The following is a 23070-nucleotide window of genomic DNA, read 5'->3' as shown; positions in this document are numbered from 1 at the left end:
GCCAGCCAGGTGTCGAGCATGGCGATCAGATCGCGGGGGTCATGGCGCTGGTAGTGGGGCAGCCAGTGCTGCTCCACGTGGTCTTCCACCGGCTCGGCGAGGCTGCGGAAGAAGGGCTGGCTGGCGGCCCAGCTGGCGTAGATCAGGGCGTAGGTGCGCAGCCCCTGCTCCGGCGGTGCGTTGAAGCCGCTGCCATTCCAGTGGCGATCGGCGGTGAGGGCTTGGCGCAGGCTGAGCAGGAACAGGCGGTTGTGGGGGGTGGTGCGGGCGGTGCCGCAGACGCAGCAGATCCGCTCCACCGCCTCCGGGTGTTCGACGGCCCACTGGTAGGCCTGTTGGGCCCCCATCGACCAGCCGTAGATCAGGGGGAGCCGTTCAACGCCGAACACCTCCGCCAGCAGTTGTCGTTGGGCTGCGACGTTGTCGCGGTGGCTCACCACCCAGCCCTGTTCGGCCAGGCCCATGGCGCCGTGGCTGGGGCTGCTGGAGGCGCCGTTGCCGAACATGCCAGCAATCACGATGCACCAGCGCTCCGGATCCAGCACCGGGCCGGCCAGCCAGGCCAGATCCTCGGGCCGGGCCCCATAGGAGGTGGGCACCAGGATCAGGTTGGAGCGCTGGGCGTTGAGCTCGCCGATCTGGAGGTAGGTGAGCTGGGCCTCCGGCAGGGTGTGGCCGCAGGCCAGGGGAAGGTTGCCCAGGGGGTGCTGGGTGCGCTGGGCGACTGCGGTGGCGTTCATGCCGGCAGGCCCAGGAGTGGCAGGTTGCGCAGCAGGCGGCGGTGCACCGCCAGATAACCCCGATCGCAGTGGCGCAGGTGCGGGGCGATGGGGCCGTGGGCTGCGGGCAGGGCGTGGAAGGGGAGGGAAGGGTAGAGGTGGTGCTCGGCGTGGAACGGCATGTTCCACATCAGCCAGCGCACCGCAGGATTGGTGAGGGTGGTGCGGGTGTTCTCGGTGCCGTCGACGCTGAAGCAGCAGCCGCTGTGCTCGGCCAGCAGCACAAAGCGCAGCAGGGGCTGGCCCACCGCCAGGGGCAGCAGCCAGAACCACAGCAGAAAGCCGGTGCCGCTCAGCAGGGAGGCCAGGGCTAGGGCTGCGTAAACGGCGAACTGCAGCCGCACCGAGCGCCGCACCTGGGGAATGGCTTCAGGGCTCAGGTAGCTCAAGTTGCTTAGGTCTCCCCAGAGCAGCCGGGCGTAGCCGCCCCACTTGCCGCTCCACCAGTTCCAGCCACTCACTTCGCGCAGGTAGGCCCAGGGATTGGTGGGCACGGGATCCTCCAGTTCGGGATCGAGTCCCGGTTGGTGGGTGTAGCGGTGGTGCCACTGGTGGTAGCGCCGGTAGTAGGTGGAGTTGTAGAAGCTCAGCAGCCCGGCGAACCAGGCCACCGTGTCGTTCAGCTTTCTGCCGCGAAAGGCCGTGCGATGGCAGCACTCGTGCAGGGGCGCGAAGCAGGTGGCCAGGCCGATGCCGCACACCAGCAGCCCCACCAGCCTCAGGGCCAGGGGCCAGGGCTGGTGGGCCCACACCAGGCCGCCCGCGAAAGTCATAAGTAGATGGCTGGCCAGGCGCACGGCTGCGGGACCATCACGCAGCTGGTTGAGGCTGGCGAGCGCATCGCGCTCCAGCAGGGGTGGGTGGGATTGGGCCATGGGGCCTATCCCACCAGGCCGGTGGCCCCGACTTCGGTAGGCGATGTGACTGTTTGAGGGTCTTGCTGGGCGCCCTGGGGCTGGAGGCTTTCAATCTCCCTAACGTCCCGGGAGGGGCCGAGGAAGGCCCCCTGGCCCAGGCGCACCCCCATCGATAGCAGTTCCTGACGGGTCTCCTGGTCGCCCACGAACTCAGCCACCACCAGGGTCCCGAGTCCCTTGGCCAGCTTCACCACCGCCTCGATGATCAGGCGGTCGGCGGGGTCGTGTTCCGTGCCCAGGCCGCGCACGTATTCCCCGGCGATTTTGAGCAGATCGACGGGCAGATGTTTGAGGTAGTAGAAGCTGCCGAAGGCGGCTCCGAAGTCGTCCAGCGCCAGCCGGCAGCCGAGTTTGGTGAGCACCCGGCCCAACTGGCGGGCCTGTTCGAGGTTGGCCATCGCCACCGATTCCGTGAGCTCAAAGATCAGCAGCTCGCGGGGGAAGCTGGTTCCTGCCAGCTGGGTTTCGAGGAACTGGGCGAAACGATCCCCCTGCAGAGACGCGCCACTGATGTTCACCCCCAGGGCGATGGGTTGGGCCTGGTTCATCTCCTCCAGCAGGGTGATGGCCCGCCCGGTGACCCACTCATCGATGTCGATGGCCATGCCGAAGCGTTCGGCCGTGTAGAGGAACACCGCCGGGGGAATCAGGATGCCTCCGGGGGCCCGCAGCCGGATCGCCAGCTCGTAGAAGGCCACCGCATTTGTTTGCAGATCGATCACCGGTTTGGCGTGCAGCACGAAGCCGTCGTGGTCGAGGGCTTCTCGGATCCGCTCTGACCACATCAAACGAGCAGTCACCTTTTCGTGCAGGCCGCTGTCGGTGTGAAATACCCTGACGCAGCCCCGGCCGGATTCCTTGGCCTGATATAGCGCCAGGTCGGCGTTGATCAGCAGGTCGTCGGCGCACTGGCCGTCATCGCTTGTGAAGCCGGCCACGCCGCAACTGGCGGCCACGGTGATGCCTTGGCCGGCTCCTTCCACTACCACCGCAGCGATGGCTCGCAGCAGCTTTTCAGCGTGGCTTTCGGCCTCGGCTAGTTCTGCTTCAGGCAGTAACACAGCGAATTCATCGCCTCCCAGGCGGGAAACCTCATCGGTTTCCCGGGAATTTCCGCTGAGGGTGGTGGCCACCGCAATGATCAGGGCATCTCCGGCGGCATGGCCGTACTGGTCGTTGACCTCCTTGAAGTTGTCGAGGTCGAGCATCAACACCGCCCCCCCACTGCCATGGCGGCGGCCGTAGGCGAGCTGGCGTTCGACGTCGATGCGGAAGCGGCGCTGGTTGTACAGCGAGGTGAGCGGGTCGTGGTCGGCGAAATATTCCAGTTGGCCGACGAAATGCTTGCGCTCGGATATGTCGTGCACCTGCACCACCAAGGACCCCTGGCGGCTGCCATCAGTGTCGTGGCCCTGGGCCACCGTTACTAGTCCCCAGGTGCGATGGCCATCGGCGTGCTCAAAGCGTTTCTCAAAGCTGCAGCTCTCTACCTGGCCACTGCTCAGTCTGGCGAGCTGGTCTTCCCCGATGGCGACATCGTCGCGGTGCACAAGATCTGCAAACGCCAGCCCCGTCAGGTCCTCCGGGGAGCGGCCGGTAAAAAAGGCCATGGCCCCATTGGCTGACTGGATCAAGCCCAGACCACCCCGCTCGGCGCTGGGAACAACAAAGGCCATCGGGATGCCGGCATCAGCAAAGGCGCTGTCGCTCAAAAGTAGGGTCATCGTCTTATCTCTCCGCTTAGCCCGTGAAGGTAAGAACCCTCTTGCTTAATACTGGCAGCTTTATTGGATTTGGCAGCTTTAGACCATCTGCTCGGGCTGCACCCAGCGATCGAACTCTTCAGCGCTGATCTCGCCTAGCACTAGGGCGGCCTCCTTGAGGCTGAGCTGGTGGTTGTGGGCGTGCTTGGCGATGGCGCAGGCCCGGTCGTAGCCGATCGCCGGGGTGAGGGCCGTGACCAGCATCAGGCTCTGATCCAGCAGGGTTTCGATGCGGCTTTCATTGGCCCTGAGACCCTCGACGCAATGCTGGCGGAAGCTGGTGCAGCCGCCAGCGAGCAGCTCGATGCTTTCGAGCACGTTGTGGGCGATCACTGGTTTGAACACATTCAGCTCGAAATTGCCCTGGCTGGCGGCCAGCTGCACCGCGGTGTTGTTGCCCATCACCTGCACGGCCACCATCGTCAGGCTCTCGGCCTGGGTGGGATTCACCTTGCCGGGCATGATTGAACTGCCAGGTTCGTTTTCCGGAATCACCAGCTCCCCCAGGCCGCAGCGGGGGCCACTGGCCAGCCAGCGGATGTCGTTGGCGATCTTGAGCAGCGAGCCTGCCAGCACGGTGAGGGCCCCGTGGGCCGCGGCCAGGGGCTCATGGCCGGCCAGGGCCTGAAACTTATTGGGCGCGCTGGTGAAGGGCAGGCCGAGACTCTCGGCCAGCCTCGCCGCCACCGCCTCGCCGAAGCCGCTGGGGGCATTGAGGCCGGTGCCCACCGCCGTGCCGCCGATGGCCAGCTGGCGCACCTGGGGCAGGCTGGCGCGGATGGTTTCCAGAGCTAAATCCAGCTGGGCTCCGTAGCCGCCGAATTCCTGGCCCAGGCTCAGGGGCACCGCATCCTGGAGGTGGGTGCGGCCGATCTTGATGATCGAGGCAAAGGCCTCGGCTTTTACGGCCAGGGCGGCGCGCAGCGCCTCTAAGGCGGGCAACAGAGTGCGCTCCAGCTCAATCGCCACGGCTACATGCAGGGCCGCGGGGAAGGTGTCGTTGCTGGATTGGCTGAGGTTCACATGGTCGTTGGGGTGCACCGGGCTCTTGCTGCCCAGCACCCCACCGGCGGCTTCGATCGCCCGATTGGCGATCACCTCGTTGACGTTCATGTTGGTTTGGGTGCCGGAGCCCGTCTGCCACACCTTCAATGGGAATTCCGCATCAAGCGTGCCGGAGGCCACCTCCTCGGCAGCCGCCACGATTAGGGCGGCCAGCTCGGGACTGAGCTTGCCCTTGGCCATATTCACCTCGGCGCAGGCTGCCTTGAGCGCTCCGAAGGCGTGCAGCACCGCCAGGGGCATGGCCTGGCCGAAGGGGAAATATTCGATTGAGCGCTGGGTCTGGGCGCCCCAGTAGTGCTGCTCGGGCACCTCGATGGCGCCCATGCTGTCGCTTTCAAGGCGGCCCATCAGCGGCTCACCACCTCGGAATTGAGTTCGTTGAAGCTCTCGGTGGTGCTGGTGGTGCCCCCCTCGGGTAGGGGGATGCCGGTGGCCTGGCTGACGGCGGCATTAATGGCATCGACGCTCACGGCGCCCTGCTCATCGAAGACAACCTGCCCCTCGCTGTTGAACACCACCACCTGGGGGATCAGGCCCGACCAGTAGTGGGCCGGATCGCTGGGGCCGGTGTCGGCCCGGTTTTGGAGCGGATCGGTAACCAGCGGGATCAGCTCGATGTTGTTGAGCCACACCCGCTGCAGCTCCGAGACCACCGCCGAGAATTGCTTGCTGGCTGCGTCGTCGTCCAGGTAGTAGACGACAACGGTGGTGCGGTGGTCTTCCAGGGCCTTGGCAAGGCTGCTGCGGGGCGGCACCAGGGAGCCGTTGCCGGCGTAGAGGGCGTAGATGTTGCCGTCGTAGCTGTTGTTGGTGAGCGAGGCCTGGGCGGGGCGGCTACCGAGGCCCACCAGGCCCGCCGCCAGCAGCAGCCCCAGGGCTGAACTGAGCAGGAGTCGCAGGATGTGCCCAAGGGTTGAGGCCCGTGCCCCGATCCCCTGTTGCCCGTTTTTATTTCGCCCCATGCCGGCTTGCAAGCTCGAATAAAGCCATTGTGACGGGGCGTCAGCTGCGGCCCACGCCCTTGGCGATGCCCCGGCCCATGCCCTGGGCAATACCTCGGCCCACCAGGCCAATGGCTCGGCCCAGCACCCTGGTGAGTAGCACCACCACCAGATCGCCGAGGCCTCGCAGCAGTCCCTGCACCTGGGGCGCTAGGGCATCGCGGCTTTCGAGCGCCAGGGTCACCAGTTGCTGCAGCCAGCCCAGTTGGCGTAGTTCAGCGTCGCGGGGTTCGGTGAGCTCCTGGCAGCGGATGGCGCCATCGCGCAGGCAGTAGAGCCGGCGGCGGCTTTCGTAGAGGGTGATTGGCCGCTCCACCCAGCTGCTCCAACGCAGTTGGGCGTTGAGCTGGTTGCGCAGGCGCTCCAGGTTGCGGGTGGCGAGCAGCTCGGGCTGGAGCAGGTAGCGACGCAACTCGGGCCAGCCGGCGCAGCTGGCCAGCAGCTCGGCACTTACCAGTTCGGCGCTGCGCACCAGCCAGTTGCTCACTAGTAGTTCGAGGTAGAGCACGGCCCGCGGTTCGTCGGCGGCCAGCAGCTGGCCATCCACCAGCAGGGGCTGGGCCCGCACCAGGGAGGCCAGCATCGGCTGGGCCTCGGGTAGCTCCGGGTCGCGGCCCGTTAAATCGCTGCTGCGAAGCAGGCTGTCGGCCACCGGCAGCAGGCTGCCTTCGCAGGGCAGCTGCACGTAGGAATTCACCAGGCTGCGCATGGCCTGCTGGCGTAGCTCGGGCTGCCACTGCTCCCAGCGCTCCTGCAGGGGAGAGGGGTCGGCAAGTAGCCGCTGGCGCAGGCTGTCTAGTTGGCACAGCAGGGCCAGCAGCAGGTCGCGCCGCCGCTCGGGGCTGAGGCCCTCCAAGGCCAGCAGCTGGCCGCTTTGGTTGCTGAGCTCGGTACCACTGCCGGCCTCGAGCCGCTGACGAATGGCGCGCCAGATGCCATCGGCACTGCGCTGCTGCAGGGTGATCGCCAGCACGGGCTCCGGGCTGCTGGGGCAGGGATCGGGCGCGCCCCAGGCCACACTCAGCGGCCCCCAAAGCAGCAGCAGCAGCTCGCGGGCTGCCGAGAGTTCGCGCAGGCGGCCCTGCAGCACCAGCAGCAGCACCAGGTTGGTGGGCGGCGGCGTCAGCAGGCGCTTGATGGCAGCTAGGTCTGCGTCGATCTGCTGCAGGCCGCTGATCAGCAGCCACTGGCCCAGGCCGATGGCCGGGCTGGCTGCAGGGCGGTGGGAAGCGCTGCCCGCCGCCGCTGCCAGCACGCGCCCGCCCGTCAGCAGGGTGGCGAGGGCCGCCAGCAACTCCTGGGGGTCGGGCGATTCGAGGATTCCAGCCGCCGGCAGCTGCAGCAGGGCATCACCGCCCAGACCATGGGCCGCAGGCAGCAGCAGCAGCACAGGAGCTGGCTGCCAGCGCTCCTGCAGGCGCAGCAATTCTTCGGCCAGCCGCCCGCCCTTGAGGTCGCCGCTGCTGGCTTGCCAGATCACCAGTTGGGGCAGCCCTTGCAGCTGCTCTGGTCGCTCAGCGACGCAGTACAGCCCCGCCTGAGCCGTGAGCAGGCGGGTGAGGCCATCGCGCAGCAGCGGTTCGGCAAACAGCAGCAGCTGCGAACTCACGGGTTTGGCGAACTCATGGGTTTGGTGATGGCATGGGCCAAAGGTACCGATGCTGAAGCGGATTCTCCAGTCCTGGGTGGGCGAAGGGATTCAGCTGCGGCGCCGGCCGGTGAGATGCAGGGTGTAGGTCTCGATGGCGAAGCCGGTGTGGCGCTCGATCTGGTCGAGCAACTCGCGCGGTAGCTCGACGTCTAGGTCTTGGATGGTGCCTGATTGCGAGCAGGTGAGGTGGCTGTGGGGATCGCTGCGATAGCCGTAAAGCCGGCCACTGGCCCGGTCGAGGCACTCGATCACGCCAGCGGTTTGAAGGGCTTCGAGGTTTTGATAAACAGACGTGTGGCCGATGTTGCGGCCCAGGTTGTTGAGCTTTTCAAAAATGTCGCGGGCGCTGAGATGGCTCTTCTCAACCCAAAGCAAATCGAGCACCATGCGGCGCTGGCGGCTGAGCCTCATGCCCAGGTCGCGGCAGCGCTGATAGACGTCGTCTACGCAGGTTGATGGATTGGTTGGGGGAAGGGCGCCGGCGTTCACGCGACACGCCTCAAATCAGACTCAATCTGTTATAGGGCAGGTTGCAAGCGATCCGCTATTGCCATCGGGGCAGGCTGCCGGTTCAGGCCATCATCGAGGCACTGGTCGGATCCTGCAGTCGGCCCTCATCGATGGCCTGCAGGGCTTCAGCTAGATCCACCCGTCCGTCGTAGAGGGCCCGGCCCACGATCACCCCCTCTACCCCTAGGGGCGCCAGGCTCAGCAGCGACAGCAGGTGCTCCAGGTTGCCGATGCCGCCGGAGGCGATCACCGGCACGGCGCTGGCCTCGGCCATCGCCCTCAGGGCTTCGAGGTTGGGGCCCGCCAGGGTGCCGTCTGTGGCGATGTCGGTGCTGATGATTGCGGCGATGCCGCTGGCGCAGAAGCGCTGGGCTAGGGCGGTGGCTTCGGTGCTGCTCTCTTCGATCCAGCCGCGGGTGGCCACCTTGCCGTTTTTGGCGTCGATGCCAACCACGATCCGGCCGGGATAGCGCGCTGCCAGCTCATCGACTAATTCGGGTTGCTCAAGGGCCACGGTGCCGAGGATGACCCGATCCAGTCCGAAGCTCAGCAGCTCCTCAGCCCGTTCGGCGCTGCGCACCCCACCCCCCAGCTGCACGGGGATGCTGAGGGCAGTGGTGATCGCCTTCACGGCCGCATCATTGACCGGTTGGCCGCTGCGGGCCCCGTCTAGATCCACCAGGTGCAGCCGCCTGGCTCCCTGTTGCTGCCAGCTGAGGGCCTGGGCCACTGGGTCGTCGGAGAAGCGCGTTACCTGGTCGTAGTCGCCTTGGTGCAGCCGCACGCAGTGGCCATCGAGTAGGTCGATGGCGGGAGTTATCTGCATGGCTGCTGGAGGCAATTGCTGCCAGCCAGGCTGCCAGAGCTGCCTGTTGCGCAGCTCCCGTAGCGGCACCACCAGCCGAAAGCCTCGCTCCAGCACCGCCTGGAGTTCCACGGACCGTTCCGCGCCCTGGCCCCGCTCCCCCAGCAGGGAGAAGTGGCGATAGCCGCGACTGCCGGGGGGCCACGACGTGATGGTGGCGGGCTGGGCTGTGTAGGCCTTGGCCAGACGCATCACAAAAAGAGGCAAACCAGAAACAAAGTGTGGTTTACGGCGCCGTCTTGGCAGCCAAAATTAGAAGCTCCGCCTGTGCGCCCGATGGCCCGAGTTCGACAAGCCTCCTTTGCAGGCGGAATCGGCAGGAGTGCCGTCAGGGTTTTCGCCTGCTTAGGGGTCGCTGCAGGAGCAATGTTGATGCCCGTGAGGGCGGAACCGGCCAAAACGGCTCTGCGTTTTGTGCTGGTTCCGAAGGTCAGTCACCCATGGTTTGAGGAGGTGCGGCTGGGAGCCTTGGCGGCGGCTCGCATGATTACTAGCCAGACCGGCCGGCCGGTGACCGTGGACTACCAGCCCCCGGCCCAAGCCACGGTGGATCAGCAACAAGCGATCCTCAGCCGGGCTATCAATTCCAAGGCCGATGGAATTTTCATCGATCTGCTCGATGCCAACCGCCTAACTCCCCTGCTTGTCCGCGCTCGGGCTGAGGGGATTCAGCTGGCGATTTTTGATTCCGAAGCACCGGCCGGCTTGCCGATCACCAGCGTGGGCAACGACTACTGCAAGCAGGCCCAGATTGCCTCTGAGCGCCTGGTGAAGCTGCTGGCAGGTCGCGGTGAAGTGGCAATCATGCAGGGGGTTCCCACGGCGCCAAACCACGCGATCCGATTTCGCTGCCATCAGGAGGTATTCCGCCGCTTTCCCGGCATCCAGGTGGTGGCCACCCCAAGCGATCAGGACTCCATCGCCACCGCCGAGCAGCAGGCTCTAGCGACGATGAAGGCCCATCCGGCGCTGCGGGGCTGGGTGGCCAGTGACGCCAGCGGGCCTATCGGCATCGGCCGCGCCATCGCCAGCCTGGGGGCCCAGGGTCGTGTGCAGGCGGTCGGCATTGATGATCTGCCCGAGCTGGTGGGCCAAATACGCAGCGGCGTGGTGAACTCCAGCGTGGCGACCAAGCCGAGGGCCCAGGGCTACTGGTCGATCTTGTCCCTTTGGCAGCAGACGCTGGCGGCGCCACCGATCGAGCGGATCGATACGGGCATAACGGTGGTGCAGTAACCGACAGCTAGCCGGGGGTTTGAATGGCGCCCAGTTTCGCGGCCCCGTGGGCAGCAGCATGAACATCCTGGTGATGGGCGGCACCCGCTTCGTGGGCAAACCGCTGGTGGAGCGGCTGCAGGCTGAAGGCCATGCCCTCACCTTGTTTACTCGTGGCAACAAGCCAGCGCCGGCAGGGGTGGAGCACCTGATCGGCGACCGCAGCACTGCTGGGGGGCTGGAGCCGCTGGTGGGTCGCAGTTTTGATGTGATCGTCGATAGCTCGGGCCGCAGCCTTGAGGATTCCCGCGCTGTGATCGAGCGCACCGGGCCTCCGGCCCATCGCTTTGTGTATGTGAGCTCGGCCGGCGTCTATGCCGACAGCGAGCTTTGGCCCCTCGATGAAAACAGCCCTATTGATCCGGCCAGCCGCCACGCTGGCAAGGCCGAAACCGAAGCCTGGCTGCGCAGCGAGGGCATCGCTTTCACAAGCTTCCGGCCCACCTACATCGTGGGGCCGGGCAACTACAACCCTGTGGAGAGCTGGTTTTTTGATCGCATCGTGCATGGCCGGCCCGTGCCCCTGCCCGGTGATGGCAGCACGATCACCCAGCTGGGCCATGTGGCAGACCTAGCCGCCGCCATGGCTCGCTGCATCGAGGTGGATGCCGCCGCCAATCGCATCTACAACTGCACCGGCAGCCAGGGCGTCACCTTCCGCGGCTTGGTGCAGGCAGCGGCCCGGGCGGCCGGCAAGGAGCTCGCTTCTGTGGAAATCCGCAGCTTCGATCCCGCTGCTCTCGATAAAAAAGCCCGCAAGGCCTTCCCGCTGCGCCTGGCCCACTTCCTCACCGACACCACCCGGGTGCGGCGCGAACTCGCCTGGGAGCCGGCCTTTGACCTCGAGGCCACCATCGCCGACAGCTATACCAACGACTACGCCCTGCGTACTCCCACCAGCCCCGATTTCTCCGCAGACGAGGCCTTGATCGGCTGAGCACCCTTGCCGCAGGTGTGAGGCCTATTTCCATAGGCTCCTGCCATGAACTGGACTACCGACTCCATTCCCGATCAGGCCGGACGCTTGGCCCTGATCACCGGCGCCAACAGCGGCCTGGGCCTGGAAACGGCTCGGGCGCTACTGGCCAAGGGCGCCACCGTGGTGCTCGGTTGCCGCAGCCTGCCCCGGGCAGAGCGGGCCAAGGATGAATTACAGGCAGCGGCCGCTAGCGGGGGTGGTGCCGTTGAGCTGCTGGAGCTTGATCTGGCCAGCTTGGCTTGCGTGCGTCGTGCAGCTGCGGAATTTGCCGATCGCTACGGCCGGCTGGATCTGCTGATCAACAACGCCGGCCTGATGGCCCTGCCGCGGCAGCTCACCCCCGACGGCTTCGAGATGCAGCTGGGTGTGAACCACCTGGGCCATTTCGCCCTCACCCTGGCCCTGCTGCCGCTGCTATCAGACCGCCCGAATGCACGGGTGGTGAGCGTGACCTCAGGGGCCCAGTATTTCGGCAGGATTGCTTTCGACGATCTGCAGGGCGATCGCCGCTACGACCGCTGGGCTGCCTACGGCCAGAGCAAGCTCGCCAATGTGATGTTTGCCCTAGAGCTGCAGCAGCGGCTGCGCGATCAGGGCCAGGCCGTGTTGTCGCTGGCGGCCCATCCGGGCTTTGCCCGCACCAATCTTCAGCTGGCCTCAGTTACTGCCAACGGCTCGTGGATTGAACCCCTGGCCTACCGGCTGATGGGCCCGCTGTTGCAGAGCGCGGCCATGGGAGCGTTGCCCCAGTTGTTTGCCGCCACCGCACCCGAAGCCAGCCCAGGGGGCCACTACGGACCAAATCAGTTTGGTGGCATGCGGGGCTGGCCCACCGAGGTGCGCATTGCCCCCGCGGCCCTCGATGCCGATCAGCGCCAGCGGCTCTGGCAGCGCAGCGAGGAGCTCACTGCTTTAGGGCTTGCGTAGGTAGCCCCAGGCCGAGCTCAGCGCCAGCAGCAACGACGGCCAGAACAGCCAGAAGCCAGCGGTCTGGAATGCTGCCGCCAGTCCGAAACCCCAGCCGTTGGGCCAGAGCAGCAGCAGCAGGCTGGCGAATTGCAGGATCGTTTTGAGCTTGCCGCTCCAGGAGGCCGGGCCGCCGCTGGCTTCAGCGGCGCGCCAGCCAGAAATAAGTAGTTCCCGGGCTAGCAGCAGCCAGATCGCCCACAGGGGCAGGATCCCCTCCGCTCCAAGCCACAGCAGCGGTGCGCTGATCAGGATTTTGTCGGTGAGGGGATCGAGGCGGGCTCCCCACACCGAGCCGCCGCCGGCCCGGCGTGCCAGGGCGCCATCGGCCCAGTCGCTCAGGCCCCCCAGTAGCAGCAGCCACCAGGCCAGGGCTGGTTGGCCCCCCGCCAGGGCAACGATCAGCGGTAGTCCCAACACAGCCCGGGCCACGGTGAGGCCGTCGGCCAGTTGGCGTATCCGTTGCGTCGCCATCGTGTCTGCCGTGCTCGGCCCCAGAATGGCTCCAGTCGTCTTGTTTGGCCCGTGGTGCAACAGCTGGTTTCCGCCGTGATGTCTGCACCGGTGTTGAGTGTCACAGCGGACAGTCCCCTGCAGGAGGCCGTGCAGTTGATGAGCGAGCACCACATCAGCGGTTTGCCGGTGGTGGATGGCAGTGGCGCCCTGGTGGGCGAGCTCAGCGAGCAAGACCTGATGGTGCGCGAAAGCGGCTTCCAGCCCGGCCCCTACGTGATGCTGCTCGATGCGGTGATCTACCTGCGCAATCCGCTCAACTGGGACAAGGAGGTGCACCAGGTGCTCGGCAGCACCGTGGGCGAGGTGATGGGCCAACACCCCCACAGCTGCAGCGCCGAGCTGCCCTTGCCGGCGGCGGCTGGCCTGCTGCATGAGCGCAGCACCCAACGTCTGTTTGTGCTGGATGGCGAGCGCCACCCGGTGGGTGTGCTCACCAGGGGCGATGTGGTGCGAGCCCTGGCGGCAGCGGGCTGAAGCAGGGGTATCAGCCGATCAGGGCTCTGGCACTGGCAGGCCCGGTGGTGGCGGCGCTCCCGGCAGGGGAGCCCCTGTGGTGATCTGGCCCGTGGGGCCGACCGCCGAATCCAATGGTGCTTCCGCCGGTTCGGCGCCGTCCAGTTCGGCGGCCCCTGGATCCGCTGGCGAGGCGTACCCGTCCGCGGCCGCGGCTCCCTCCTCAGGCAGTTCTACGCCTTCTGGCAGTACCAGGGGCTGGGAGAGGTCGGATGGCAGGCCGAGGGTCTCGAACTCCACCCCGGTGATCGCCGGGCTGTCGGCGGCTTGCTCTTGGCGCTGGCGCAGGGCCAGGGGGTCCGCGCTGATCGGCGGCTCCCGCAGGGGGGCCTTGGCGTTGGCCCGCAGGGGATCCCGGGGGCTACGAGGGGCCCAGATCAGCTGGGCGATGGGTTCCACCCCCTGCTCCATCAGCCGGTTGAAGCCGGCCAGGGCCCGGTCCACCAGTTGCCCGCCGAGGGTTTGGCCGCACTGGAAGGGATTGCCGCAGCCCTCCGCAGCCGTTCGCCCCGCCAGGCTGGCCAGCAGCGACCCCTGCAGGGGGGTGTTGCGTCGGCTCAGCCGCAGCAGGTAGGGCACGTGCACAAAGCTGGTGGCGCCACCGCTGATCCAGTTGGCGTCAGCCGCGCTGAAGCCCTTTTTGCCGGGGATGATGAAACGGCTCTTGGAGGCGTGGTCGGGCAGGTAGGCGGCCCGCAGCCCGCGCTGCCGCGCCAGGGAGCGGGTCTGCTCGAGGGTGAGGCCATCGCGGCTCATCAGCACCTCCAGCCGGCCGTCGGGGCGCAGGCCGATCACCATGCGGATCCTGGGTAGGAAATAGCGGATCTGCTGGCCCATCGAAATGCTGTAGGCACCGCGATAGCTCGCCGGCGGCCGCTCCAGGTCGTTGTAGACGCTGTGAAGCCCGCCGATGAAGCTGTCGTAGCGCTGGGCGCGATCGGCCGTCAGCTCGCCGAAGCCGAAGTCGACGCCCCCATCGCGGCGGATGCCCACAAAGGCCCGCTGGCGGGCAGCGGTGCGGTTGCGGCCGCGCCAGATGCGATCGCCCAGCTTGAGATCGCCCAGCGGCACCGTGATTTCCCGCCCGCCCGCATCGACGTGGCGCTCGTACATCGGCCCCGAAAAGAAGGCCAGGGCCTGGCTGTCGGCGTAGGCCTCCTGTTCCCGATCCCAGCCCTCCAGCAGGTCGATCTGCACGGCCCGGGGATCGAAGTCGAGGGCATAGGTGCTGTCGTCCGGCTGGTAGCGGAACGGTTGGTCGTCGGCGCGGGTGAGTATGGGTGCTCCGGCCCGGGGGGCGGACCCGGGCAGCGGTGGGGCAATGGCCACCAAAAAGGTGAGAAAGCCTGCTGGCAGAGCCACCGTGAGCATCCGCTTGTATCGCCACAACGGGCGGCGGGGCCTGGGGCTCAGGCGGCCCGATTGCTGCTGGGGGGTGCTTGCGTCCAATCCACGACGGCGCCGTCGGCCACCAACCAGATCCGATCACGTTGGGAGCAGGGATGGCCTCCCGTCAAGCGCCCGAAGGCTGGCATGGCTAAGCGCTCACTGGCTTCGCAATAGCTGAAGCATGGCAGCCGCAGCCGATCGGCACCCCGGCCCACCACTGCCACTGGATGCAGGTGGCCGCAGAGGTTGAGCATGCCCGCCCGGGGCTCTGGAATGTGGCTCAGCCACCAGGGGCCCAGGGCTTGGGAAGGCTCCTGCGGCAGCCCCTCGATCCAGCTTCCCTGCTCATGGTTGCCGCCGATCAGGCGCAACGGGCAGCCCAGCAGCTCCGGTAGGGCAGCCAGCTTGGCGCGGAGTTCGCCGGTGAGCCCCAGGCGGCTGTGGATCAGGTCTCCCAGCACCACCACCTGCTGGGGCTCCAGCTGATGGGCCAACTCCATGAGCCCATTGAGGGTCGCGCCGTCGCCATCGCTGGGCAGGGGAATGCCATGGGCCTGGAAGGTTTCCGCCTTGCCTAAATGTAAATCCGCCACTAGTAGGGCCCGGCGCTGGGGATCCCACGCCGCCTTGGCTCCCAGCAGCTGCAGCCGCTGGCCCCGCCAGTCAAAGCTGACGTCCAAGCCATGTCCTTTGCGCATTGGACGTGGCCGCGTGTGGGGCCATCATCGGTAACGCCGGTGCTTAAGGACCCATCCGCAACCTGTTGACCCTGGCGCCGTACCGGCTGGGTCGGGTGCGGCGTGGTGTATCCCTTCATGGTTTGGGGAGAGATCATCCAGGGCCTGGCGCGGCGACTGGGTTGGCAGCCCAGGCCCTGGCCGCGGGGTGAATAGGACAAGTGGGGCACGGCCATGCTGATCCCCCGTTTTCAACCGGCCGGCTGGAGCCGTTGGGGTGGATTGGCTCTGGCCCTGGTGCTGGTGGCGGCTGGACGCTGGTTGGTGACGGCTTAAACCAGGCAGGATCCAGAAGCGCGCTGTTGCTGTTGCGGATCGAAGACCGCGGCGATGGTGCGGATCAGCCAGCGGCCCGAGGTGGTGACTGTGAGCAAGCCAAGCCGACCGCTGGTTTCCAGTTTCACCAACCCATCTTTGGCCAGCTCCTGCAATTCTTGCCACTCTCCACTGAAGTGATCAAGGTCGATGGTTGCCGCGAATTCGCACATCACCTGACGGATCAATTCGCGCCGGTCCAGGGTCTCCGCATCCTTGACCACCAAACCGCGCTCCACGGGTAGGCGACCCTCTGCGAGGGCCCGGGTGTAGGCCTTGAGATTCCGTTCGTTCTGGGTGAATAGGTGCGGGAATTGGCTGATGGCGGTGGGCCCCACCCCCAGCAGCTCCAGCTCCCCACCGGTTGTGTACCCCTGAAAGTTTCGATGCAGCAGCCCAGCTCGGGCGGCCTCTGCCAGGCTGTCGCCCGCGAGGGCGTAATGATCCATGCCAACAGCCTCGTAGCCAGAACTGCAGAGCAGCTGCTGGGCGTCTTCGAGCATCATCAAGCGGTCGCGCTGGTTGGGTAGATCGCTGGCGGCAATTTTGCGCTGCAGTGGCAACTGCTCCGGCAGGTAGGCAAAGGAGAACAGGGAGATGCGATCAGGGCGCAACTGCTGCACCAGTGCCAGGGTCTGGCGGAAGCGCTCCGGTGTCTGGAGTGGCAGGCCGCAGATCAGATCCACATTCACGCTGTTGAAATCCACCTCCCGTAGCCAGCCCATCACCCGGAGCAACTGCTCCACTGGCACGATTCGATTCACAGCTTTCTGCACCTCTGGATTGGAATCCTGAATGCCAAAGCTGATGCGATTGAATCCCAGGCCCCGCAGATGCAGCACCTCATCGCGACTGAGGAATTCCGGATTGACTTCGATGGATGCATCGAGGTTGGGCTCGAGCTCGAAGTGCTGCTCCAGTAATCCCCAGAGCTGGGCGGATTCTTGCTGATTGAGATAGTTGGGGGTACCACCGCCCCAGTGCAGTTGGGCGATCCGACGTCGTTGTGGCATCACGGCCCTGAGGAGCTTCAGCTCGATCCCCAATGAGGCCAGGTATGGCTCCACCACCTTGGAGCCGAGTTGGGTGGTCACCCGGTTGCAGCCGCAATACCAGCAGGCATGGCGGCAGAAAGGCACATGCACATAGAGCGAAAGTGGTGCGCTGGTTGGTTGGGCAAGTTGCCGGCTTAGCTCCCCTGCTCCAATTCCGATCTCAAACGCTGCTGCGGTGGGATAGCTGGTATATCGGGGAACGGGCTTGTTGTACTTGAGCAGCAGCTCGATCGGGCTGAGCGCAGGGGCGATGGCGGGCATGGGCGTGAGGGGTTGGGTTGGGGGGCTGGGATGCGTTGCCGCCTTATATCTCGGCGAGTTCGGCTAGCAGTTTCTGGGTGAGCTTGAAGGCCGCTACGGCTTCATCCAGTAACTCTTCTTCCTCTGCTTCAGATAGATCCATCTGCTCAAAACCGTCATGTAGGGCTTTCTTCAGGGCAGGGATCTCTTGCTCAAATGACCAAAACTTCAGTGCTGACAAGCCATGGCGGCTCAGGATGGCGTTGGCCTGGCCCCCTAGTTGCTGTCCGCCGGAGAGATCGCCGCCGTAGCGCACATAAACGTGCGCCATCAGCCGGTGGGGTGCCTGGCGAGCCAGCAACTTGACCTGCTCCAGCCAGCTGGCTGCTGCCGCTGATGCCGGTGTTGCTGGCAAGGCGGCGAGCTGCTTCAGGTCGTGCTCTAGGGCGTGCCTGCGGGCCAGATCTGACCAAGGAATGTTCGTTGCGCCAAGGGCGGTGGCCAAGTCGGGGGCCTCCTGCTCAAGCAGGGTGTAGGCCGGCAGCAGCGCCCTCAGCAGGCCTGCCAGCTGCAGCGGCGTGGCTCTGCCTTCCAGCAGTGCCCTGGAAAACTCCATCCCCTCCGCTTGATGGTGGGCCTTGCCGATGTGGGCGTGCAGCTTGCGCACCCGCGGACCAAGAACTTGGCCCTGCTGGGAGGTGGTGGAGAGGGAAGGAGAGGAGAGCATCGGACTCGCCCGGACGGGCGGCGTAAACCGGGTCAATGATATGCCACTACCGTTGTTACACTGTCCCGTGATTCCTAAAACGTTGCAACGCTCCCCATGGCCATACCCTTTGAGCCCCAGCTGGGCCCGCCGCCGACGGACCTACTCCAGCTGCAGTTGCTAGTGGCTCCGTTCCCAGCGCTCAGCGGGGATGGCCAGCTGCGCGAACTGATGCTCGAGCGACGCCGTCATCAGGGGATCGGCGAGGCGGGCCTCTGGTACTGCCCGCCGAATCTCAGCTCAATGCTGGGTGTGGTTGGCCGGCGGAGCGGGATCGAGCAACCAGGCCCAGCGGAGGCGATTGCCATACTCGATCCCAGCGTCGCTGTCTGGCTGCAGCTGCGGTTTGGTGGCGCTTTACGGCCCATGCAGCTCAGCAGTGCTTGGCTACGCAGTGAAGCGATTGATCTCCCCTCCCCCGCGCCCCTCGCTGACCTGGCCTGGATCATCTAGTTGCAGCAGCAGCTAGGCCTCCGGTAACGATGCGTCTGGCTGCTGTTTGATCAAAGCCGCTGGCTTTCAGGGCTTGAAGAAATAGCTCGCTGAAATTTGCCAGCACCTCGTGCGGGTCCATGCCGATCGCCTTCATGTCCTTAGCCATGGTCTGCAGGATGGCCAGAGTGATCGGTAGGGCTTTGCGGCTGACCATGCCGGCGGATGCCTGCGCTGCGCCGAAGTGGGCATGCAACCAGCGCTCCGCGTAGCCCAGATGCTCTCCTTCATCGCTGATCACAGCGGCGGTGATGGGCTGGGCGTAGGCGTCGGCCACCGGCAGGTAGGCGTGGTAAGCCGAAAGGGCAAAACACTCCACAATCAGGCCCTGAATCACCAGGCAGCCCGGTAGGTCGCCCTGCTGGTTGCACCTCAGGAACAGCTCGTGCAGCGGGGCGAAGAGGAGACGGGCTAGGCCTAGATCGGGCTTGATTCCAAGGTTGCGACCGCAGCCCATGAAGTCGCTGGCGTGGCGCCCTTCCATGGCGGCAAGTCGCTCCAGTTCCTGCTGATCATTTGGAATGGCGCGGGCAAGCAGTCGGAAGTGGCGACCAGCGAGATTTTCACCCACCACCACCATGCCGTTGATGCGGCTGTAGGCATCGCGGTAGGCGGGGTTGGAGATGTCGGGCAGGGCTGAAAAGGGCATGGACGTCATGAGGAGGAGGAGTGAAGAGGAGCGGCCAGGCGAATTCGACGGGCCAGGCCAAGCCGGCCCAGCATCTGGATGTGCCACCAGGTGAGATCGAGCTCCCACCAGCGAAAGCCCATGCGGGCACTACTGGGGTAGGCGTGATGGTTGTTATGCCAGCCCTCCCCGAAGGTGAGCAGGGCCACCCACCAGTTATTGCGGGAACTATCACCGCTCCTGTGGCTCACGTAGCCCCACCGATGGGTGGCTGAATTGACCAGCCAAGTTGCGTGATAAACAAACACCAGGCGGAGGGGAATGCCCCAGAGCACAAGGGCCCAACCACCGGCTCCGGTCGCCAGACCCAGCCCATAGAGAGCCGCCGCCAGGGGCAACTGCAGCAGCAAAAAGTTGCGGTTTAACCAGCGGTGGTAGGGAATCTGTTGCAGGTCAGGGGTGAGTTGGAGCACGTACTGCTTGGCTGGCACGGTGTGCAGCATCCAGGCGAAGTGGCTCCACCAGAAGCCGAGATGACTGTTGTGGTGGTCAGCTGGATCGTCGGAGTGCAGGTGGTGATGGCGATGCAAGCCCACCCAGTCGATCGGACCGTGCTGGCAGCTGAGGGCACCGCAGGTAGCGATAACTAGCTCCAACCATCTGGGCACCTGAAAAGCTCTGTGGGCCAACAGACGGTGGTAACCCAGGGTCACCCCCACACAGGCGGTAAGCCAGTACAGCACCAATAGGACTAGCAGTGCTGTTGGGCTCCAGAAGCGTGGCAACAGAGCGATCAACGCCAGGGCATGGATCGCCACCATGAACAACACCGTTCCGGTGCTGAAGGGCAAGCGTCCAGGCACCACCTTCACCCCCTGCCCAAGGGCGGGCAGGGAAGTCGCCGCCCTCACGCGATTGCCCCAGAGGATGGCACCATCGGCTGGCTGAGCTGGCGCAACAGCAAGCCTGCAAAGCGGGCCTTCAGGCCGAGAGACTTCAGCAACCGTGCAGGGCTAGCGGGCTCCTCCGCGCTGGATTTGATAGCCCGGAACACCTCCACCAGCTGATCGCGCAGCTCGAAATAGGCGCGGCCCTCCAGATCGAACACCACCGGAAAAGCACGGCGGGCTGTGCGGTTGGTGTTGCGCATCACCTCTTCATCGAAGCTGCTGGGATCCATGCCCAGCAGCTTGTAAAAGTTGCCGCGCTCACACACCGTCAGGCTGTGGGTTAGAAAAACGCTCCAAAGGAAGATGCGACTCAGCAGCCGGCCGCGCAGTCCCTGCCGCAACCCCGGCCAGCAGCGCAGAAGCATATTGAAGATGTCGCCGTGGCGGTTCTCGTCCTGACACCAGGGCTCAAAGAAATCAAACAGGGGGGCGAAGTCGTTCTCGGGGTGAGCCTTGAGGTGCCGGTCGATCAAGATGTAGCGCCAGTAGCCGATCTTTTCGGAGAGATACACCGAATAGAGCACCCAACTCAACGGAAACCAGGTGATCGGCCGCTTGCCGCTCAACGCCGGCAAATCGATTTCAATGCCCTCGGCCACCAGGGCCCGGTTGAGAAATCCGGCATGGCGAGCCTCATCACGGGCCATCAAATTGAAGAGGCGGCTCAACTCTGGGCGGCCTGCCTTTTGAAGCTGGCGTGAGAGCTCTTTGAACAGCAGAAAGCCGGAGAATTCCGACACGCAGCTGCGCACTAAATAGCTCTCGTAGGCTACTTTCTCGTCTGGATTCAGGACCCGCAGCCGATCGAGGGGGGCCTTGCGATCAAAGTGATCGCGGTTGTAATCGGCCTCCATCTCGTTGAGCATCGCCTCGAAGGCAGCGAGCTGGCCCACGAGATCGGTCTTGGCAGCCTTCTCGATTTCGGTGGTGTAAAAGCGCGGGGTGAGCAGGTTTTCGCGCAGGTGGGGAGCAGAGGTGGTCATCAGAGGGAGGGGGTGAGGGCGGCAGCGCGGGCGTAGGCCAGGGCATCGGGCCCGTGGCGATGGCCGTGAAACCACTGCTGGAGTTCCATCAGCCAGGGCAGCCGCGCGGCTCGCAGGGTTTCGGCAACCTCCCAGCCGGCAGCAGCGGCAGCGACGGCCTCGCAGTGGGCGGCCCGGTGGCCAGGGCAAAGGCAGCCGCACTGAGCGAGCCAGCGCTCCTCTAGCCGCAAATGCAGGCGCAGTCCCCTCACCAACAGCAGGCAGTCGCGGCGATCAGCGAGCAGCTGCAGAGCACTGCGCTCCTCGTCGGCTAGGCAGTGGCGATCGACCAGATCGTCAAGCAATGCTTCGAGACGGTCGTGCTGGCGCTCCAACAGTCCCTCCCGCTGGGGCCACTGCAGCGGCCACACAGCCGGTGCGGCGGAGGGGGGCAAGGGATGGGGAGGCGCGAGGGACTCAGGCGACATGGACGCAGTAACAAGAGGACAACAGCTTAACGTCATAACGGCATCATGTTACGCAATTTACGCAGTAGCTGGATTTAGCGGTGATTCACTAGCGCAAAGATGAGTCAAAATTTGACTAGGCATGTTTTTGGCCACCTCCCTTCCCGAGGACCAGATGGAAGCCCTGGCCGAATACTTCAAGGTGTTCTCCGAGCCAAGCCGGCTGGCGGTGCTCGAGGCCACGGGGCTCAGCCAGGCCCTTGTGTCGAAGCACCTCAAACTGCTCACCATCGCCGGAGTGGTGCAGCGCCGGCCCGAGGGCTCCCTGGTGTTTTACGAGGTGATCGACAAAGCAGTGTTCAAGCTTCTGGGCCAAGCCGAGATGCTGCTGCTGGCCACCCGACGCCACCAGCTCTCATAGGACCTGGAGCAGCAAAGGGGGTCACGTCAGTAGCGCCGCCTGCCCACGGCTTGGCGCCGATCGCGCATCTCATCCACCAGGGCCCGCAGGATGGTGAGGGTGGTGGGTAGGGCTAGCGATTAAGCGGCAGTTCGTAGGCTTCGGCTATCAGGATATCACGGAAATGTGTTTCTAGAGTAGCTGCTATGTGTTTGATGCTCTAGAGTGATTTTATCGGATTGCAGCAGAGCATGGCCATGGAGCACCTGGCTGACTATTTCAAGGTGTTTTCGGAGCCGAATCGGCTTGCCGTGCTCCACGCCCTGCGGGCAGGCCCCCTCAACGTGACTGCCGTTGTGGACAGCACCGGCCTGAGCCAGGCGCTGGTGTCGAAACATCTCAAGCTGCTCACCATTGCGGGCGTGGTACAGCGCCGACCAGAGGGAGCCCTCGTTTATTACGAGGTGGCTGACAAGGGGGTCTTCAAGCTGATTGCCCAGGCTGAAAAGCTACTGCTTGCTTTTCGTCGCCAGCAATTGGATGCCCTTGCTGCCTTTCTCTGATGGCAGAGACCAGTCGCCAATATCTCCGTGCGGCCTTGGAGGCAGGCGAGCGCAATTTTCAGGGTCTGCGGCTCGGTGGTATTGACGGTCTCGACCTCGACCTCTCTGATTGCAACCTGGAGGGCAGTTGTTTCAAGGAAGCACGTTTCGGCCATGCCCGCCTGCGGGGGGCGCAGGTGCAACGCTGCTGCTTTCAGCAAGCGTTGCTGTGGGGAGCAGACCTCTCATCAATGCAAGCCCAGGGATCCTTCTGGCACGAAGCAGACCTTTCTGGCTGCCGTCTTCAGGAATCGAACTTTGATCGGGCCGTGATGCACCGCTGCTGTCTAAGGGGCGTTGTGGCTGCTGGCAGCAGCTGGAGACAAGCGCGGTTGGTTGAAGCCGATTTCCGCTCTGGACTCGACCAACTCACGGATCTGGGCCATGCCGATTTCGCGGAGGCTGACCTCAGTTTTGCCCTGTTAGAGGGCGCCAATCTGCAGAGCGCTAACTTGCAGGGCAGCTGCATCTATGGAGCCAATCTTCGTAGCTGCAATCTGCGCCAGGCGGATCTAAGTGGTTGCGACCTGCGCGATACCCAGCTGCAGGGAGCCGACCTGGAGGGTGCCTGCTTGGCTGGGACCCTTCTGGCGGAATCCCAAAGATCCTGATTCAAGCCCTGCCCATGCCGCGTTGGTAGGCCGGCCGGGCCTGGGTGGCGGCAATCGTGGCCTGCACGTTGGGGTAGGGATTTAGGTCGATCTGGGGGAAGAAGATCGGCAGATAGGCCAGGTAGGCATTTACGGCGCAGTCGGCAACACTCCAGGTGGGATCGCCCCAGGGCCCTGCCAGCAGCGAGCGGCCGCCTGCCAGCAGCCCATCAAGCACCCCCATCAACTGCGGGAATTCCCGCTCCCGGTTGCTAGGCACAAACAGCGCCACTGCCAGGGTGGCATTGGCAAACAGGATCCACTGGTTTGCCAGAGCCCGCTGGGCTGCCATTTCAGCCGCCGTGCCAGCGAATTCGTTGGCGTGGTGATCGGCCAGGTGCAGCAGGATGGCGCCGCTTTCAAACAGCTGCAGCGGTTTGCCGCCTGGTGAGCGCAGGGTCTCATCCACCAGCGCTGGCACCTTGGCGAAGGGGTTGATGGCACCAAAGGTGTCTCCCTTGTGTTCGCCTGCCTCCATGTCGAGTTGAATCCATTCGTAGGCAATCCCCTTCTCCTCTAGATACCAGCGGGGCATGGAGGCGCGGCTGCGGGCGCCGCCGTAGAGCTTCAGGGTCATGGAATGGTGCTGAGTTGCTTAGGAGTTGCGGCAGAGCCGT

General features: G+C 65.0%; 26 protein-coding genes and 1 pseudogene. 8 read left to right on the top strand and 19 right to left on the bottom strand.

What is annotated here, in order from left to right; translation table 11 throughout:
* The 9 genes and pseudogenes from KBY74_RS07735 to KBY74_RS07695 all read right to left on the bottom strand — a co-directional run.
* The coding region (locus KBY74_RS07735; protein ID WP_254942192.1) for an alpha/beta fold hydrolase at positions 1–740 on the bottom strand (740 nt) is incomplete at its 3' end.
* Positions 737–1654: a fatty acid desaturase gene (locus tag KBY74_RS07730; protein WP_254942191.1), complete on the bottom strand. Its 918-nt coding sequence runs from the start codon at positions 1652–1654 to the stop codon at positions 737–739. The genes KBY74_RS07730 and KBY74_RS07735, both read right to left, overlap by 4 nt.
* 5 nt (positions 1655–1659) lie before the next feature.
* Positions 1660–3420 carry a bifunctional diguanylate cyclase/phosphodiesterase gene (locus tag KBY74_RS07725; RefSeq protein ID WP_254942190.1) on the bottom strand — a complete coding sequence of 587 codons (1761 nt, stop codon included), beginning with the start codon at positions 3418–3420 and terminating at the stop codon, positions 1660–1662.
* A 78-nt stretch (positions 3421–3498) separates the two neighbouring features.
* Entirely contained in the window at positions 3499–4872 is a 1374-nt protein-coding gene (fumC, locus tag KBY74_RS07720) for a class II fumarate hydratase (protein WP_254942189.1), read from the bottom strand.
* Positions 4872–5486: a thylakoid membrane photosystem I accumulation factor gene (locus tag KBY74_RS07715; protein WP_254942188.1), complete on the bottom strand. Its 615-nt coding sequence runs from the start codon at positions 5484–5486 to the stop codon at positions 4872–4874. Before KBY74_RS07715 ends, fumC begins: the two co-directional genes overlap by 1 nt.
* Positions 5487–5526: 40 nt before the next feature.
* On the bottom strand, positions 5527–7134 hold the full coding sequence (locus tag KBY74_RS07710) for a DUF3685 domain-containing protein (RefSeq protein WP_254942187.1): 1608 nt from the start codon (positions 7132–7134) through the stop codon (positions 5527–5529).
* Positions 7135–7224: 90 nt separating this feature from the next.
* A complete protein-coding gene (locus tag KBY74_RS07705; RefSeq protein WP_254942198.1) occupies positions 7225–7587 on the bottom strand; it encodes a Fur family transcriptional regulator in 363 nt (120 codons plus the stop codon).
* 160 nt (positions 7588–7747) lie between these two features.
* The gene (hisA, locus tag KBY74_RS07700) at positions 7748–8512 is read right to left on the bottom strand and encodes a 1-(5-phosphoribosyl)-5-[(5-phosphoribosylamino)methylideneamino]imidazole-4-carboxamide isomerase (RefSeq protein WP_254942197.1); all 765 of its coding nucleotides are present in this window, start codon (positions 8510–8512) and stop codon (positions 7748–7750) included.
* A gap of 30 nt (positions 8513–8542) precedes the next feature.
* Positions 8543–8743 (bottom strand): annotated as a pseudogene (locus tag KBY74_RS07695) (TIGR02450 family Trp-rich protein); the annotation flags it as partial.
* A gap of 186 nt (positions 8744–8929) precedes the next feature.
* Here KBY74_RS07695 and KBY74_RS07690 point away from each other — a divergent pair.
* Genes KBY74_RS07690 through KBY74_RS07680 form a run of 3 tightly spaced genes read left to right on the top strand, consistent with a single transcriptional unit; the run spans position 8930 to position 11732 of the window.
* Positions 8930–9787 carry a substrate-binding domain-containing protein gene (locus KBY74_RS07690; RefSeq protein ID WP_254942186.1) on the top strand — a complete coding sequence of 286 codons (858 nt, stop codon included), beginning with the start codon at positions 8930–8932 and terminating at the stop codon, positions 9785–9787.
* A 58-nt stretch (positions 9788–9845) separates the two neighbouring features.
* Entirely contained in the window at positions 9846–10763 is a 918-nt protein-coding gene (locus KBY74_RS07685) for an NAD-dependent epimerase/dehydratase family protein (RefSeq protein WP_254942196.1), read from the top strand.
* A 45-nt stretch (positions 10764–10808) separates the two neighbouring features.
* Positions 10809–11732 (top strand): oxidoreductase, encoded by a 924-nt coding sequence (locus KBY74_RS07680; protein WP_254942185.1) that lies wholly within the window; start codon positions 10809–10811, stop codon positions 11730–11732.
* Here the strand turns inward: KBY74_RS07680 and KBY74_RS07675 are convergent.
* Positions 11718–12245 carry a CDP-alcohol phosphatidyltransferase family protein gene (locus KBY74_RS07675; protein WP_254929574.1) on the bottom strand — a complete coding sequence of 176 codons (528 nt, stop codon included), beginning with the start codon at positions 12243–12245 and terminating at the stop codon, positions 11718–11720. The genes KBY74_RS07680 and KBY74_RS07675 overlap by 15 nt on opposite strands.
* Positions 12246–12323: 78 nt before the next feature.
* Between KBY74_RS07675 and KBY74_RS07670 the strand changes: the two genes are divergently transcribed.
* Positions 12324–12761, top strand: a complete 438-nt coding sequence (locus KBY74_RS07670) for a CBS domain-containing protein (RefSeq protein ID WP_254929578.1) — start codon at positions 12324–12326, stop codon at positions 12759–12761.
* Positions 12762–12779: 18 nt separating this feature from the next.
* On the opposite strand, the gene KBY74_RS07665 is transcribed toward KBY74_RS07670, so the two are convergent.
* From KBY74_RS07665 to KBY74_RS07650, 4 genes are all read right to left on the bottom strand, one after another.
* Positions 12780–14171 carry a hypothetical protein gene (locus tag KBY74_RS07665; protein ID WP_254942195.1) on the bottom strand — a complete coding sequence of 464 codons (1392 nt, stop codon included), beginning with the start codon at positions 14169–14171 and terminating at the stop codon, positions 12780–12782.
* Positions 14172–14209: 38 nt separating this feature from the next.
* The gene (pdeM, locus tag KBY74_RS07660; protein WP_254942184.1) at positions 14210–14887 is read right to left on the bottom strand and encodes a ligase-associated DNA damage response endonuclease PdeM; all 678 of its coding nucleotides are present in this window, start codon (positions 14885–14887) and stop codon (positions 14210–14212) included.
* Between the two features lie 311 nt (positions 14888–15198).
* A complete protein-coding gene (hemN, locus tag KBY74_RS07655) occupies positions 15199–16557 on the bottom strand; it encodes an oxygen-independent coproporphyrinogen III oxidase (RefSeq protein WP_254942183.1) in 1359 nt (452 codons plus the stop codon).
* A 43-nt stretch (positions 16558–16600) separates the two neighbouring features.
* On the bottom strand, positions 16601–17263 hold the full coding sequence (locus KBY74_RS07650) for a biliverdin-producing heme oxygenase (protein ID WP_254942182.1): 663 nt from the start codon (positions 17261–17263) through the stop codon (positions 16601–16603).
* 96 nt (positions 17264–17359) lie between these two features.
* On the opposite strand from KBY74_RS07650, the gene KBY74_RS07645 reads away from it, so the two are divergent.
* Positions 17360–17755, top strand: coding sequence for a hypothetical protein (locus KBY74_RS07645; protein ID WP_254942181.1), 396 nt, complete (start codon positions 17360–17362; stop codon positions 17753–17755).
* Here the strand turns inward: KBY74_RS07645 and KBY74_RS07640 are convergent.
* The 4 genes from KBY74_RS07640 to KBY74_RS07625 form a co-directional block, all read right to left on the bottom strand.
* Positions 17748–18452, bottom strand: coding sequence for a long-chain fatty aldehyde decarbonylase (locus KBY74_RS07640; protein WP_254942180.1), 705 nt, complete (start codon positions 18450–18452; stop codon positions 17748–17750). The genes KBY74_RS07645 and KBY74_RS07640 overlap by 8 nt on opposite strands.
* Positions 18449–19243: a fatty acid desaturase gene (locus KBY74_RS07635; protein WP_254942194.1), complete on the bottom strand. Its 795-nt coding sequence runs from the start codon at positions 19241–19243 to the stop codon at positions 18449–18451. Before KBY74_RS07635 ends, KBY74_RS07640 begins: the two co-directional genes overlap by 4 nt.
* Before the next feature lie 86 nt (positions 19244–19329).
* On the bottom strand, positions 19330–20355 hold the full coding sequence (gene acsF / locus KBY74_RS07630; RefSeq protein WP_254929662.1) for a magnesium-protoporphyrin IX monomethyl ester (oxidative) cyclase: 1026 nt from the start codon (positions 20353–20355) through the stop codon (positions 19330–19332).
* On the bottom strand, positions 20355–20822 hold the full coding sequence (locus KBY74_RS07625; RefSeq protein ID WP_254929661.1) for a hypothetical protein: 468 nt from the start codon (positions 20820–20822) through the stop codon (positions 20355–20357). The genes acsF and KBY74_RS07625 overlap by 1 nt, the downstream gene beginning before the upstream one ends.
* Before the next feature lie 121 nt (positions 20823–20943).
* On the opposite strand from KBY74_RS07625, the gene KBY74_RS07620 reads away from it, so the two are divergent.
* The 3 genes from KBY74_RS07620 (at position 20944) to KBY74_RS07610 (ending at position 22414) form a co-directional block, all read left to right on the top strand.
* On the top strand, positions 20944–21222 hold the full coding sequence (locus KBY74_RS07620; RefSeq protein WP_396123137.1) for an ArsR/SmtB family transcription factor: 279 nt from the start codon (positions 20944–20946) through the stop codon (positions 21220–21222).
* 236 nt (positions 21223–21458) lie between these two features.
* Positions 21459–21764 (top strand): helix-turn-helix transcriptional regulator, encoded by a 306-nt coding sequence (locus tag KBY74_RS07615; protein WP_254929665.1) that lies wholly within the window; start codon positions 21459–21461, stop codon positions 21762–21764.
* Complete coding sequence (locus KBY74_RS07610) at positions 21764–22414, top strand: pentapeptide repeat-containing protein (RefSeq protein ID WP_254942179.1); 651 nt, start codon at positions 21764–21766, stop codon at positions 22412–22414. Before KBY74_RS07615 ends, KBY74_RS07610 begins: the two co-directional genes overlap by 1 nt.
* A gap of 1 nt (position 22415) precedes the next feature.
* Here the strand turns inward: KBY74_RS07610 and KBY74_RS07605 are convergent, their stop codons facing one another.
* On the bottom strand, positions 22416–23030 hold the full coding sequence (locus KBY74_RS07605) for a glutathione S-transferase family protein (protein WP_254942178.1): 615 nt from the start codon (positions 23028–23030) through the stop codon (positions 22416–22418).
* Positions 23031–23070: the final 40 nt, after the last annotated feature.

This window comes from Cyanobium sp. A1C-AMD (assembly GCF_024346495.1).
GTDB lineage: Bacteria > Cyanobacteriota > Cyanobacteriia > PCC-6307 > Cyanobiaceae > Cyanobium_A > Cyanobium_A usitatum.
This window is presented reverse-complemented; position numbering and strand designations above follow the sequence as displayed.

What these genes read in the sequence shown, in the direction of transcription:
- KBY74_RS07730 (WP_254942191.1), bottom strand. Translation starts at nt 1,654, where the DNA reads ATGGCCCAATCCCACCCACCCCTGCTGGAGCGCGATGCGCTCGCCAGC.
- KBY74_RS07725 (WP_254942190.1), bottom strand. Translation starts at nt 3,420, where the DNA reads ATGACCCTACTTTTGAGCGACAGCGCCTTTGCTGATGCCGGCATCCCG.
- fumC (WP_254942189.1), bottom strand. Translation starts at nt 4,872, where the DNA reads ATGGGCCGCCTTGAAAGCGACAGCATGGGCGCCATCGAGGTGCCCGAG.
- KBY74_RS07715 (WP_254942188.1), bottom strand. Translation starts at nt 5,486, where the DNA reads ATGGGGCGAAATAAAAACGGGCAACAGGGGATCGGGGCACGGGCCTCA.
- KBY74_RS07705 (WP_254942198.1), bottom strand. Translation starts at nt 7,587, where the DNA reads ATGAGGCTCAGCCGCCAGCGCCGCATGGTGCTCGATTTGCTTTGGGTT.
- hisA (WP_254942197.1), bottom strand. Translation starts at nt 8,512, where the DNA reads ATGCAGATAACTCCCGCCATCGACCTACTCGATGGCCACTGCGTGCGG.
- KBY74_RS07685 (WP_254942196.1), top strand. Translation starts at nt 9,846, where the DNA reads ATGAACATCCTGGTGATGGGCGGCACCCGCTTCGTGGGCAAACCGCTG.
- KBY74_RS07680 (WP_254942185.1), top strand. Translation starts at nt 10,809, where the DNA reads ATGAACTGGACTACCGACTCCATTCCCGATCAGGCCGGACGCTTGGCC.
- KBY74_RS07675 (WP_254929574.1), bottom strand. Translation starts at nt 12,245, where the DNA reads ATGGCGACGCAACGGATACGCCAACTGGCCGACGGCCTCACCGTGGCC.
- KBY74_RS07670 (WP_254929578.1), top strand. Translation starts at nt 12,324, where the DNA reads ATGTCTGCACCGGTGTTGAGTGTCACAGCGGACAGTCCCCTGCAGGAG.
- KBY74_RS07665 (WP_254942195.1), bottom strand. Translation starts at nt 14,171, where the DNA reads ATGCTCACGGTGGCTCTGCCAGCAGGCTTTCTCACCTTTTTGGTGGCC.
- pdeM (WP_254942184.1), bottom strand. Translation starts at nt 14,887, where the DNA reads ATGCGCAAAGGACATGGCTTGGACGTCAGCTTTGACTGGCGGGGCCAG.
- hemN (WP_254942183.1), bottom strand. Translation starts at nt 16,557, where the DNA reads ATGCCCGCCATCGCCCCTGCGCTCAGCCCGATCGAGCTGCTGCTCAAG.
- KBY74_RS07650 (WP_254942182.1), bottom strand. Translation starts at nt 17,263, where the DNA reads ATGCTCTCCTCTCCTTCCCTCTCCACCACCTCCCAGCAGGGCCAAGTT.
- KBY74_RS07645 (WP_254942181.1), top strand. Translation starts at nt 17,360, where the DNA reads ATGGCCATACCCTTTGAGCCCCAGCTGGGCCCGCCGCCGACGGACCTA.
- KBY74_RS07640 (WP_254942180.1), bottom strand. Translation starts at nt 18,452, where the DNA reads ATGACGTCCATGCCCTTTTCAGCCCTGCCCGACATCTCCAACCCCGCC.
- KBY74_RS07635 (WP_254942194.1), bottom strand. Translation starts at nt 19,243, where the DNA reads ATGGTGGCGATCCATGCCCTGGCGTTGATCGCTCTGTTGCCACGCTTC.
- acsF (WP_254929662.1), bottom strand. Translation starts at nt 20,355, where the DNA reads ATGACCACCTCTGCTCCCCACCTGCGCGAAAACCTGCTCACCCCGCGC.
- KBY74_RS07625 (WP_254929661.1), bottom strand. Translation starts at nt 20,822, where the DNA reads ATGTCGCCTGAGTCCCTCGCGCCTCCCCATCCCTTGCCCCCCTCCGCC.
- KBY74_RS07620 (WP_396123137.1), top strand. Translation starts at nt 20,944, where the DNA reads ATGTTTTTGGCCACCTCCCTTCCCGAGGACCAGATGGAAGCCCTGGCC.
- KBY74_RS07615 (WP_254929665.1), top strand. Translation starts at nt 21,459, where the DNA reads ATGGAGCACCTGGCTGACTATTTCAAGGTGTTTTCGGAGCCGAATCGG.
- KBY74_RS07610 (WP_254942179.1), top strand. Translation starts at nt 21,764, where the DNA reads ATGGCAGAGACCAGTCGCCAATATCTCCGTGCGGCCTTGGAGGCAGGC.
- KBY74_RS07605 (WP_254942178.1), bottom strand. Translation starts at nt 23,030, where the DNA reads ATGACCCTGAAGCTCTACGGCGGCGCCCGCAGCCGCGCCTCCATGCCC.